The sequence below is a fragment of the Blastococcus atacamensis genome, from assembly GCF_002938425.1.
GTDB classification, from domain to species: domain Bacteria; phylum Actinomycetota; class Actinomycetes; order Mycobacteriales; family Geodermatophilaceae; genus Blastococcus; species Blastococcus atacamensis.
On the sequence record NZ_POQU01000101.1, the window covers coordinates 1 to 11797 of the forward strand.

An 11797-nucleotide genomic window follows, 5' to 3' on the forward strand; every position below is an offset into this window, starting at 1 on the left:
GTCCCCGTCCCGCGCCGGGGGCGGGACGAGGACCGCCCGGACCCGCGGGACGGGGACCGCCGGCACCCGGCGCGGGACGGGGACCACCGGCGCCGGGCACCGGACGGGGGCCGCCCGCAGCGGGACCCGGACGGGCGGCGCCACCGGACGGAGCCGGACGCGGAGCGCTGCTGAAGGGGTTGTTGCCCGGACGCGGGGCCGGCCGGGGACCGGGACGCGGCCCACCCGGGGTCGCGCCGCCGGTCGGACGCGGTCCAGCAGGACGCGGGCCGGCCGGGGCAGCCGGCGCCTGAGCGGCCGGCGCCTGAGCGGCCGGCGCCTGAGCGGCCGGCGCCTGAGCGGGCGGCGCCTGAGCGGCCGGCGCCTGAGCGGCCGGCGCCTGCGGAGCCGGTGCCTGCCGAGCCGGTGCCGCGGGACGCGGGCCGGGACGCGGGCCCGGAGCGGCGGACGGACGGGCCGGAGCAGGCGCGGTCGGCACGGCGGCGGCCGGAGCCGACGGCGCGGCGGGTGCAGCCGGGGTCGCGGGAGCGGCGGGCTTGGGGGCCGGGGCACTGGGACGGGCCGCGGGAGCGGCCGGTGCGCTGCCGCCACCGGTGGCGGCACCGAGCGCCTCACGGAGCCGCCGGGCCACGGGGGCCTCGACGGTGGAGGACGCGGACTTCACGAACTCGCCCTGCTCCTTGAGCGTGGCGAGCACGGTCTTGCTGTCGACACCGAACTCCTTGGCGAGTTCGTGTACGCGGGCTTTGCCTGGCACGGGTCTCCTCTTTGTGAGGCCGGCGGCTTGCCCGCTCGACCTCGTCGTTAGTGGCGCATGGTCATCGTGAGAACTTCACGGCTGAGTCATCCGACGGTGTCCTGTCGACGTGCGGACCGGCCTGGTGCCGGCCCGACTGGGTCCTGCTGTGTGCCCTTCCGGACCGCGGTCCCGGCACCTCAGGACGAGGGGCCGAGGACGTGCTCCCGGAGCGGACCGACCTCCACGGGGGCGCTGCTGCGCAGCGCCCGCTGGAAGGCCCGGCGTCGCTCCGCTGCGCTCAGGCACTCCGCGGTCGGGTGCAAGGAAGCACCGCGACCGGGGAGGACCCGCCGTGCATCGGGGACGAGTTCCCCGCTCACGACGACGACGCGCAGCAGATCGTTGACCGGCGCCTTCTTCCGGCACCCCACGCAGGTGCGGACCGGATTCGACGTTTCGGCCACCGATAACTCTAGCGCGTGGCCGGCCCGCGATGTTCCGCGCGCTGCGACGCGGATCGCGGACCGCCCGCCGACGGCTGGGACCGGCCGCCCGGAGCACCGCTCCGTCGCCCCGCCGGGTGAGCCGGCGCGCCCGAACGCAGCGGCGGGCGACCTACCCCCGGCGAGGGGGTTGCGTCGGCGTCGTCGGCCTGCGCGTCGCTGCGGATGTCGATGCGGCAGCCGGTGAGGCGGGCGGCGAGGCGGGCGTTCTGCCCCTCCTTGCCGATGGCCAGCGACAGCTGGTAGTCGGGGACGACGACCCGCACGGCCTTGGCCTGGGTGTCCACGAGCCGCGCGCTGCTGACCCTGGCCGGGCTCAGTGCCTGCGCCACGAAGTCGGCCGGATCCTCGGACCAGTCGACGATGTCGATCTTCTCGCCGTGCAGCTCGCTCATGACGTTGCGCACCCGCTGGCCCATCGGCCCGATGCAGGCGCCCTTGGCGTTGAGCCCTGGCACCTTGGTCCGGACGGCGATCTTCGAGCGGTGCCCGGCCTCGCGGGCGACCGCGACGATCTCGACGCTGCCGTCGGCGATCTCGGGGACCTCGAGGGCGAAGAGCTTGCGCACCAGGTTGGGGTGGGTGCGGGAGACGGTGACCTGGGGGCCGCGGAAGGTCCGGGACACCGCCACGACGTAGGCCTTGATGCGGCTGCCGTGGGTGTAGCTCTCCCCCGGCACCTGCTCGGCCGACGGGAGCACGGCCTCCACCTTGCCGATGTCGATCATCACCAGGCCGCTGGCGTTGCGCCGCTGATCGGCCTGGACGATGCCGCTGACGATGTCGCCTTCCTTGCCGGCGTACTCGCCGAAGGTCTGCTCGTGCTCGGCGTCGCGCAGCCGCTGGACGATGACCTGCTTGGCGGTGCTGGCCGCGATCCGGCCGAAGTCCGATGGGGTGTCGTCCCACTCGCGCACGACCTCGCCGTCGGGACCCCTCTCCTGCGCCAGGACGGCGACCTCGCCACTCTTGCGGTCCACGTGCACCCGCACGTGCTTGGCCGCGCCGTCGGCGTGCCGGTAGGCGGTGACCAGGGCCGTCTCGAGGGCCTCGATCACCGTGTCGACCGGGATGCCCTTCTCGCGCTCCACCGCCTTGAGCGCGGTGACGTCGATGTTCACTTCTCTCCTCTGTCGTCCGCGGGCTCGTCCAGGCCGTCGAGCTCCGCGGCGTCGTCCTGCGGGGTGTCGTCGTCGAAGTCGTCGTCGGTGCCCTCGAGGAGGTCACCGTCGTCGTGGTGGTCGTCCGCGGCCTCGGACCGGGCGAACTCCACCTGCACGCGGCCTGCACCGAGCTCGGCCCACGGCACGAGGCGGGGCTGCGGGGCGCGCTTCTTCGCGCCGGGCTTGCCCTTGGCCTCGACGGCCAGCGTGACGCCGGCGTCGTCGACGCCGGTGATGCGGCCGGTGAGCTGCTCGGTCGATCCGGCCGGGCCGGCTGCCACCTGCACCATGCGGCCGGTGTTGCGCCGCCAGTGACGGGGCTCGGTGAGCGGGCGGTCCACGCCCGGGCTGCTGACCTCGAGGACGTAGGGCGTCCGGCCCATGCCGTCGTCGTTGCTGTCGAGAACCTCCGAGACCGCCCGGCTGACCTCGGCGATGCCGTCCAGGGTCACCCCGGCGTCGCGGTCCACGACCACGCGCACGACGCTGCGCCGACCGGCTGGGGTGACCACGAGCTCCTCCAGGTCGTAGCCGGCCTCGCTGACGACCGGCTGGATCCAGCCGGACAACCGCTCGGTGGCGGAGTCGCTCCGGTGGGTTCCGCGAGAGGCGGACACAGTTGCCTCCTCAGGCTCGGTCAGCCGCACGATGCGTGCGCGCACCCCCGCGGGCCGGCGCCGTGGCCCTGGGGAGCCGCCGGACCCGGTGTCGGGGGGAAGGGCCCAGGCTACCGCCCGCCGGGCGACGCCGGACCGCCGACCAGGCCACGGACCCCGCTCCGCCGGTGGGGCGCGAGGGCCGGACGGGGTGCGCCGGCGGGGACGCGGCACGTCGAGCGGACGCGCGACCGGCTGTCCTGACCTCCGGCTGCCAGGATGGGGGTGATGCCTCCCACCGCCCTCCCCGGCCCGCGGACGTTCACCCGCCGCACCCTGCTCGCGGTCTCCGCGGCCGCGGGGCTGGTGGCCGTCGCGGGGTGCACCTCCTCCTCCGAGGACGAGCCCGAGGCCGTCACCAGCGAGCAGGCCGACGAGCTCGCCGGTCAGGTCGCGGTCCAGGAGACGCTGGTCGCGGCCTACGACCTGGCGTTCCGGGCCGACCCCGGCCTCGCCGCGTCCGCCGCCGACCTCGCCGGGCAGGCCGGGGAGCAGCTGGAGCGGTTGCGGGCCGCGGCCGCGGCCGCGGCCGCGGGCGAACGTCCCGCCGGACGCCCGCCCACCGACACCCCGCCCGCCGGCGCCGCCCAGGCGTGGCTGCGCGCGCAGGTGGCGGTCGCCGCCACGTCGCACGCCACCGCCTGCCTGGACCAGTCCGGCGCACGGGCGGCGCTGCTGGGCTCCATCGCCGCGGGTCTCCGGGGCCACGAGGCACGACTGGCATGAGGGAGCTCGGCGATGGCTGAGGACAGCACGGACACGACCGAGGAGAACGGCGCCCTGGCCGATGCCCTCGCCGCCGAGCACGCGGCCGTCTGGGGCTACGGCGTGGTCGGCGCCGCGCTGCCCGCGGCCCAGCGGCAGGCGGTGACCGCGGCCGAGAACGCGCACCGCGACGTCCGGGACCAGCTCACCTCCTTGCTCACCGAGCGCGGCGAGGATCCGGCCGGTCCCGAGGGCGGCTACGCCCTCCCCTTCCCCGTGCTGTCCGCCGTCGACGCCGCCGCGCTGGCCGCGACCCTGGAGGACGGCGTGGCGAGCGCGTGGGTGCGCGTGCTCGACCGGGCCACCGAACGCCCCACCCGCGAGCTGGCGATGAGCGTGCTCGGCGCAGCCGAGGTCCGGGCGGTCGGCTGGCGCGGGGCCGCCGGCCGGACGCCGATGACGCGCGCGCTGCCGGGGCTCGCCGCCCAGTGACGCCGGCGCCTCAGCGCACGGCGCCGAGGAACGCGTCGGTGACCGCGACCGCTGCGCTGCTGGACTGACCACCCTCGACCAGGACCGCGAAGGCCAGGTCGCCACCCGCGCCGCCCAGGCGGTAGCCGACGAACCAGCCGTGCGAGTCCGGCGGGGTGTTGCTGCCGTACTCGGCGGTGCCCGTCTTCCCGAACACCTCGCCCCGGTCGCCCAGTGCCGTGGCGGTGCCCGAGAGAACGACCTGCCGCATCATCGGCCGGAGCGCGTCGAGCACCTCGGCCGAGGGGCCCGGAGGCGTCGCGCCGGCGGGCTCGGCGCCGATCACCTCGACCGGGACGGCGGGGGTGCCGCTGGCGATGCCGGCGGCGACCAGCGCCATCTGGGCCGGGCTCATCAGCACCTGCCCCTGACCGATTGCGTTGGCCGCCTTGGTGGTGCCGGTGCTGTCCGCGGGGACCGTGCCGCCGAAGACGGCCACGGGCAGCTGCCAGTCGGTGCCGACCCCGTAGGCGGCGGCCGCCTCGGCCAGCGCGGCGTCGGGCAGCTCCAGGCCCTCCTGGATGAAGGTCGTGTTGCAGGACTGGGCGAAGGCCTCGCTGAAGGGCACCGTGCCGAGGTCGAACTGGTCCTGGTTCTCGAACTCGCGACCGTCGACCACGGTGGTCCCGGGGCAGGGCACCGCGCTGCCCGGCGTCACCGCTCCGGCCGAGAGGAGGGCGGTGGCGGTGATGGCCTTCATGCTGGAGCCGGGCGGGAACTGGCCGGACAGCGCGTTCCCGGCGTCGGCCACCTCGTTGGAGGAGACCGCGAGGATCTCCCCGGTTCCCGGCCGGGCGACCACGAGGTGCGTGGGACGGGTCTCCCCCGCGACGGCGGCGTCGGCCGCCTCCTGGATGCTCCGGACCAGCGGCGTCCGGACCGGCTCGCCGGGCACCGGCTCGACCGCGGCGATCTCCCGGCCGGCGTCAGCGGTGGCCTCGTCGGTGCTGACCACCGACACGGTGAACCCGGCCGTGCCGGTCAGCTGCTCCTGCAGCGCGCGCTGCAGACCGGAGAGCCCGACCTCGTCACCGGCCGCGTAGCGCGCGACACCGTCCTCCGACGACTCCTCGATGATCTCGGCGGTGGCGCCGCCGACGCGGCCGAGCAGCGCCTCCGCGAACCGGGGCGAGGGGGCGAGCGACCGGGTGTCGGTCGGGAAGACCGCGCCCGGCAGGTCGAACACCTGGGCGCGGATCCGCTCGAAGTCGGGACGGCGCAGCGTGATGACGGGGACGAACTGCCCCTCGGGCGCCGCCTGCACGTCGGCGACGATCTCGTCGGCGGCGATGCCCGTGGCCGCTGAGAGCGCGGACGCCAGGGCCGGCAGGTCGGTCTCCTGGCCCTTGGCGACACCGACGTTCACGACCTCGGTCTCCGTGAACAACGGAGTGCCGTCGGCGTCGGTGATCGGCGCGCGCTCGGGCAGGGTCCGGACCAGTTCCAGGCGCTGCCCCTCCCCCAGCTCCGGGTGCACCATCGCGGGCTCCGCCACGACCTCCCAGGCCTCGTCGCCCTCCCGCAGCCGCAGCGCGCCCTCGTAGCTCCACTCCGGCGCCGCGGCCAGCGCCCAGGAAGCGGTCCAGTCGACGGTGGCGGTGTCGTCCTCGACCGTGACCTCGCCGAGCTCCGGCCGCAGGACCGCGCCGGGCAGGTCGGCGGCGGTCTGCTCCAGCAGGGCAGTGGCGACGGCGGGATCGGTGGTGGCGCCCGCCGCGGCCTCGGTCGACCCCGCCGCCCAGTCCTCCAGGAACGCTTCCGCGGCGCTGCGCACGTCGCCCTCGCTGCTGCCGGAGCAACCGGCCAGCACGGGCACCGCGATCAGCAGCGAGGTCAGCAGGGTGGCCGGTCGTCTCCGCACGGGGACACCCTCTCAGAAGGTGACGTGCTGGAACGGCTGCCGTTCAGGGACCCGCGCCGAGCGTGCGAGGCGCGGGGGGAACGGCAGCCCTCTCAGAACAGCACGCTGGAGTACGTCCCGACCTCGCGGAACCCCACCCGCCGGTAGGACGCCCGGGCCCGGGCGTTGTAGTCGTTGACGTAGAGGCTGACGACCGGGGCGATTCCCGAGCGGGCGTACTCGACGACTGCTGCCGTGCCCGCCGTGCCGATACCGCGACCGCGGTGGGAGGGGGCCACCCAGACGCCCTGCACCTGGCAGGCCGCCCGGGACACCGCGCCGATCTCCGCCTTGAACAGCACCTGGCCGTCCTCGATCCAGGCCAGCGACCGCCCCGCCCGGATGAGCTCGGCGACGCGCGCCCGGTAGCCGATCCCGCCGTCGGACCGCAGCGGGCTGACGCCGACCTCCTCGGTGAACATCGCGACGGCGGCCGGCAGCAGCGTCTCGAGCTCCTCGGGTCGTACCGGTCGCACCCGCGGCTCGGGCGCGACGGCCGGCGGGCCGTCGATCGCCAGCAGTGGCTGCCGGGGCCGGTGGTCGCGGCAGGGGCCCCACCAGGGCTCGAGCAGCTGCCACAGCGGCTCCACGGCCGCGGCCGGGCCCACGATGGTGCTGCACCGCCGTCCCGCCCGGCGAGCGCGCTCGCCGAACGCGGCGGCCGCCGCCCGCTCGGCACCGGGGACGGCGAACGGGATGAGGTTGGCCCCGGCCAGGCACACCGCCTCCAGGGAGCGGCCGGCCCCGAACCCCCAGAGCGGGGCACCGAGGGCGAGCGCACCGGTGCCCACCGCCTCCACCCGGCCGGCCAGCCAGCAGCTGGCGACGGGGTCTGTGGCGAGGAGCTCGGTGACGGCCGGCTCGTCGCTCTCGTCGAGGACCCGGGCGCTGGACGCGCGGAGCACGGTCAGCTGACGGTGACGACCGGGGGCCCGGAGGGCTCACCGGCGTCGACGTGCTCACCGGCGATGCGCAGAGCCTCCTCGATCAGGGTCTCCACGATCTGCGACTCGGGCACGGTCTTCACGACCTCGCCCTTGACGAAGATCTGCCCCTTGCCGTTGCCCGACGCGACACCGAGGTCGGCCTCGCGGGCCTCGCCCGGGCCGTTGACGACGCAGCCCATGACGGCGACGCGGAGCGGGACCTCCATGCCCTCGAGCCCGGCGGTGACCTCGTTGGCCAGCTTGTAGACGTCGACCTGCGCGCGGCCGCAGGAGGGGCAGCTGACGATCTCCAGCCCGCGCTGCTTGAGGTTCAGCGACTCCAGGATCTGGTTGCCGACCTTGACCTCCTCGACCGGCGGTGCGGAGAGGGAGACGCGGATCGTGTCGCCGATGCCCTTGCTGAGCAGCGCCCCGAAGGCGACGGCGGACTTGATCGTGCCCTGGAACGCCGGCCCGGCCTCGGTGACGCCGAGGTGCAGCGGGTAGTCGCACTGCTCGGCGAGCAGCTCGTAGGCGCGGACCATGACGACCGGGTCGTTGTGCTTCACCGAGATCTTGATGTCGCGGAAGTCGTGCTCCTCGAACAGCGAGCACTCCCACAGGGCCGACTCGACGAGCGCCTCCGGGGTGGCCTTGCCGTACTTGGCCAGCAGCCGCTTGTCCAGCGACCCGGCGTTGACGCCGATCCGGATGGGGATGCCGGCGTCCTTGGCCGCCCGGGCGATCTCACCGACCTTGTCGTCGAACTTCTTGATGTTGCCCGGGTTCACGCGGACGGCGGCACAACCGGCGTCGATCGCGGCGAAGACGTACCGCGGCTGGAAGTGGATGTCGGCGATGACCGGGATCTGCGCCTTCTTGGCGATGATCGGCAGCGCCTCGACGTCGTCGGTGTCCGGGACCGCGACGCGCACGATCTGGCAGCCCGACGCCGTCAGCTCGGCGATCTGCTGCAGGGTCGCGTTGATGTCCGCGGTCTTGGTCGTGCACATCGACTGCACGCTGACGGGGTGGTCGCTGCCGACGCCGACGCCGCCCACGTCCAGCTGACGGGTCTTCCGTCGCGGAGCGAGGACGGGCGGGGGCGCAGCGGGCATGCCGAGGCCGATGGGGATCGCCATGTGCGCCAGTATCCCCCGCCCACGGGCGCGTGCCGCCCGCCCGGCTGTGACGTCGGTCGGAGGGACGGGACGTCAGCGGCCCACGCCCCGGCCGCAAAAGGTGGCTGGAGGGTCCGTGGCCCCCACCTCGTCGGCCCGGTAGATCCCGATGCCCGTGGTCTCGAAGTCGACCGCGAGCGAGAGCGGTCCTGCGCCGCGGGGGGAGTCGTCGAACACGTCCAGCACCCGACCGACCTCACCGGCCGGGCCTGCGTCGTCCTCACGCAGCCGGCGGCCGCAGGCGCTCTCCGGTACCACCGGCTAGCCGAAGCGGACCGGGTTGACGATGTCGGCGACGAAGAGCAGCAGCGAGAGCGCGAGGAAGGCCCCGGCGACGGCGTAGGCGACCGGCATGAGCCGCGCGATGTCGAAGGGCCCTGGGTCGGGGCGGCCGCGCAGCCGGGCGACGGTGGCCCGGGCCTTCTCGTAGAGCGCCCCGGCGACGTGCCCGCCGTCGAGCGGGTAGACCGGCAGCAGGTTGAACAGGAAGAGCACCAGGTTCATCCCGGCCAGCAGCGAGATGAAGTAGCCGATCTTCTCCGCGGCGGTGAACTCCTCGTAGGCGAAGACGTCCCCGGAGATCCGGCTGACGCCCACCACGCCGATGGGACCGAGCGGATCGCGCTCCTCCCCCAGGAACGTCGCCCGGAACAGCTGCGGGATGCGCTCGGGGATCTCGGCGAGCCGCTGCACCGAGGTGACCACCATCGAGCCGAGCTGTCCGGGGACCTCGCTGACGGGCTGCCGCACCTGGCGGGCGGCGGGGCTGATGCCCACGAAGCCGACCACGGCGGTCCGCTCGCCCTCCTCGTCCAGGTACGCGAGGTTCTCGATCGGGGTGACCTCGAGCTCCCGCTCCCGGCCGTCGCGCTCCACGGTGAGCACCAGCGGCTCGTCCGCGCTCACGCGGATGGCGTCCTGCACCGCGTTCCAGCCCTCGGTCGGCTCCTGGGAGACCGGTTCGCCGTCGATGGCCAGGATCGTGTCGCCGGCCCGCAGACCGGCCTCCGCGGCGGGGCTGCGGACGGGGAGCGCGCATCCGGCGACCCCCGCCTCGCAGCGCTCGCCCTGCGGCGTGATCGGAATCGAGCAGGGGTTCTCCGCGTTCGCCGTCACCGCGCCCGCCGGCAGCACGCAGTCGTTGACGCGCGAGACCGTGGTGGTGACCTCCGGGATGCCGAAGCCGACGAGGAAGACGGTGAAGAAGACGACCGCCAGCACCAGGTTGTGGAAGGGGCCGGCGAACATCACGATCACCCGCTGCCACCAGGGCTTCTTGTAGAAGACCCGGTCGCCGTCGGTGGGCAGCACGTCGTCCAGGGCCTGGCCGCGCACCTCGGCGATGAAGCTGCGCATGCGGGTGGCCCGCTTGCTCTCGTTCTCCTCGGCCGGCGGGATCATGCCGACGATGCGGATATAGCCGCCGAGGGGAACGGCCTTGATGCCGTACTCGGTCTCGCCCCGGCGCCGGGAGAACACCGTCGGCCCGAAGCCGACCATGAACTGCGGCACCCGCATGCCGAACTTCCGGGCCCACCAGAAGTGGCCGGCCTCGTGGAAGGCGATGGAGAACATCAGGCCGAGGGCGAACAGGACGATCCCCAGGATCGTCAGCAGGATCCCGCTCAGCTCAGCCTCCGGCGACCACACCCCGGGCGTGTTCCCGGGCCCACTTCTCCGCCGCCAGGACGTCGTCGACGCAGGTGGGGACGCCGAGGTCCGGCGCGGCGTCGAGGGTACGCGCGACGAGGTCCACGATCCCTGTGAAGGACAGGCGACCCGCCACGAACGCCGCGACCGCCTCCTCGTTGGCCGCGTTGTACATGGCCGGGACGACGCCGCCGGCCTCACCGGCGGAGCGGGCCAGCCGGACGGCGGGGAACGCTTCTTCGTCCAGCGGCAGGAAGTCCCACGTGCTCGCCGTGGACCAGTCCAGCGCCGGCTGCACGACGGGGAGCCGGTCGGGCCAGGCCAGCGCCAGCGCGATGGGCAACCGCATGTCCGGTGGGCTGGCCTGGGCGATCGTCGCGCCGTCGGCGAAGGTCACCATGGAGTGGACGATCGACTGCGGGTGGACGACGACGTCGATGTCGCCGAACGGGACGCCGAAGAGCAGGTGCGCCTCGATGAGCTCCAGGCCCTTGTTCACCAGCGTGGCCGAGTTGATGGTGATCACCGGGCCCATGTCCCACGTCGGGTGGGCCATCGCCTGCTCGACGGTGACCGCCGTCAGCTCCTCGAGGGTGCGACCGCGGAACGGCCCGCCGCTGGCGGTGAGCACCAGCCGGGCGACCTCGCCCCGGGCGCCGCCCCGCAGGCACTGGGCGATGGCCGAGTGCTCGGAGTCGACCGGCACGAGCTGCCCGGGCGCGGCCGCCGCGAGCACGAGGTCGCCGCCGGCGATCAGCGACTCCTTGTTGGCCAGGGCGACCGTGCGCCCGGCGTTCAGGGCCGAGAGCGTGGGGCCCAGGCCGATGGAGCCGGTGATGCCGTTGAGCACGACGTCGGCGGGACGGGCGGCGAGCTCCTCCGCGGCGCGCGGTCCGGCGAGGATCTCCGGCAGGGAGTACTCCCCCTTGTTCCACCCGCGCTGCGAGGCGGCGGCGTAGAAGGCCAGCTGCAGGTCCTGCGCGGCGGTGGCCCGGGCGACGGCGACGGTGCGCACGCCCAGCGACAGCGCCTGCTCCGCCAGCGTCGCGACGTCCCCGCCACCGGCGGCGAGCCCGGTGATCCGTACCCGGTCCGCGTTCTGCCGCGCCACGGCCACCGCCTGCTTGCCGATGGAGCCGGTGGAGCCCAGGAGAGTCACCTCGCGCAGCGCAGTCACGCCCGCATCCTCTCCGACCCGCCGCAGAGGCGCCCTCGACGGGTGTCCCGGACCGGCTCCTGCCAGAATGACGGCGTGACCGAGGCATTCCACTCCCCGTCGACCCAGCGGGTCAGCCAGCCCGGACGTGAAGAGGCTGTCGTCCGAGCGGGTTCGCACCCCGTCGAGCACGAGAGCCCCGCGGACTGGGGCTGGCACGGCGAGACCGGCAAGTGGGGCCAGATCGGCGGCTGGCTGGCGACCCTCGTCCTCCTGACGTACCTGGTGGGCAACCACGAGGGCCGCACCGAAGACCTCTGGCTGGTGGGCATCGCCGCCCTGATGGCGCTCGTGCTCATCTGGGACCTGCGCCGCAAGAAGACCGCCTGGCGCCGCTGACCGCTGCCGATCGCCCGAGGCCGGCTCTCCGCAAGGGGAGCCGGCCTCGGGCGTTTCCACGCCGGGATCGGCAACGTTCGCCCGCTGTGACCGCGCCGCACGATCACTTGTTGGCAACATATGAGCGCGATCGGCGCGACTTTCATCAAATTCGACACTGCGGCGTCGTGGAAGCGAGCCGTCGGTCCGGCCAAGATCGTCCTGCCCGGTCCGGATCCTCCGGACCATCGCCCGACGGGACACAACACGCCATGGCTCGCCCCCGGACCACCCTGTTCGCCGCCACCG

At 74.4% G+C, this 11797-nt stretch carries 13 protein-coding genes; 3 read left to right on the top strand and 10 right to left on the bottom strand.

The features are described 5' to 3' along the window. From C5508_RS17350 to rimP, 4 genes are all read right to left on the bottom strand, one after another. Window positions 1-757, bottom strand: a 757-nt coding sequence (locus C5508_RS17350; protein WP_198598158.1) for a translation initiation factor IF-2 N-terminal domain-containing protein, incomplete at its 3' end; no start/stop codon positions are given. 179 nt (window positions 758-936) lie between these two features. After that, window positions 937-1203: a YlxR family protein gene (locus C5508_RS17355; protein ID WP_232797247.1), complete on the bottom strand. Its 267-nt coding sequence runs from the start codon at window positions 1201-1203 to the stop codon at window positions 937-939. Between the two features lie 8 nt (window positions 1204-1211). Then, on the bottom strand, window positions 1212-2363 hold the full coding sequence (gene nusA, locus C5508_RS17360) for a transcription termination factor NusA (protein WP_104526187.1): 1152 nt from the start codon (window positions 2361-2363) through the stop codon (window positions 1212-1214). Next, a complete protein-coding gene (gene rimP / locus C5508_RS17365; RefSeq protein WP_104526188.1) occupies window positions 2360-3022 on the bottom strand; it encodes a ribosome maturation factor RimP in 663 nt (220 codons plus the stop codon). Before rimP ends, nusA begins: the two co-directional genes overlap by 4 nt. 267 nt (window positions 3023-3289) lie before the next feature. Between rimP and C5508_RS17370 the strand changes: the two genes are divergently transcribed. Beyond that, window positions 3290-3787: a hypothetical protein gene (locus tag C5508_RS17370; protein WP_232797248.1), complete on the top strand. Its 498-nt coding sequence runs from the start codon at window positions 3290-3292 to the stop codon at window positions 3785-3787. A 12-nt stretch (window positions 3788-3799) separates the two neighbouring features. Beyond that, window positions 3800-4258, top strand: coding sequence for a ferritin-like domain-containing protein (locus C5508_RS17375; RefSeq protein ID WP_104526190.1), 459 nt, complete (start codon window positions 3800-3802; stop codon window positions 4256-4258). A gap of 10 nt (window positions 4259-4268) precedes the next feature. Here the strand turns inward: C5508_RS17375 and C5508_RS17380 are convergent, their stop codons facing one another. From C5508_RS17380 to dxr, 6 genes are all read right to left on the bottom strand, one after another. Continuing rightward, window positions 4269-6158 carry a penicillin-binding transpeptidase domain-containing protein gene (locus tag C5508_RS17380; RefSeq protein ID WP_232797249.1) on the bottom strand — a complete coding sequence of 630 codons (1890 nt, stop codon included), beginning with the start codon at window positions 6156-6158 and terminating at the stop codon, window positions 4269-4271. Window positions 6159-6250: 92 nt separating this feature from the next. Beyond that, window positions 6251-7102, bottom strand: coding sequence for a GNAT family N-acetyltransferase (locus C5508_RS17385; RefSeq protein WP_104526191.1), 852 nt, complete (start codon window positions 7100-7102; stop codon window positions 6251-6253). 2 nt (window positions 7103-7104) lie between these two features. Further along, window positions 7105-8265 carry a flavodoxin-dependent (E)-4-hydroxy-3-methylbut-2-enyl-diphosphate synthase gene (gene ispG / locus C5508_RS17390; protein ID WP_104526192.1) on the bottom strand — a complete coding sequence of 387 codons (1161 nt, stop codon included), beginning with the start codon at window positions 8263-8265 and terminating at the stop codon, window positions 7105-7107. A 72-nt stretch (window positions 8266-8337) separates the two neighbouring features. Further along, entirely contained in the window at window positions 8338-8562 is a 225-nt protein-coding gene (locus tag C5508_RS17395) for a hypothetical protein (RefSeq protein WP_104526193.1), read from the bottom strand. Between the two features lie 3 nt (window positions 8563-8565). Then, window positions 8566-9954, bottom strand: coding sequence for a M50 family metallopeptidase (locus tag C5508_RS17400; protein ID WP_232797250.1), 1389 nt, complete (start codon window positions 9952-9954; stop codon window positions 8566-8568). Further along, window positions 9935-11131, bottom strand: coding sequence for a 1-deoxy-D-xylulose-5-phosphate reductoisomerase (gene dxr / locus C5508_RS17405; RefSeq protein ID WP_104526194.1), 1197 nt, complete (start codon window positions 11129-11131; stop codon window positions 9935-9937). The genes C5508_RS17400 and dxr overlap by 20 nt, the downstream gene beginning before the upstream one ends. Window positions 11132-11206: 75 nt before the next feature. Between dxr and C5508_RS17410 the strand changes: the two genes are divergently transcribed. Next, on the top strand, window positions 11207-11509 hold the full coding sequence (locus tag C5508_RS17410; RefSeq protein ID WP_104526195.1) for a DUF2631 domain-containing protein: 303 nt from the start codon (window positions 11207-11209) through the stop codon (window positions 11507-11509). Window positions 11510-11797 lie beyond the last annotated feature (288 nt).

Excerpts from the sequence above, each read along its gene's own strand:
- C5508_RS17370 (WP_232797248.1), top strand. The coding sequence starts at position 3,290 with ATGCCTCCCACCGCCCTCCCCGGCCCGCGGACGTTCACCCGCCGCACC.
- C5508_RS17375 (WP_104526190.1), top strand. The coding sequence starts at position 3,800 with ATGGCTGAGGACAGCACGGACACGACCGAGGAGAACGGCGCCCTGGCC.
- ispG (WP_104526192.1), bottom strand. The coding sequence starts at position 8,265 with ATGGCGATCCCCATCGGCCTCGGCATGCCCGCTGCGCCCCCGCCCGTC.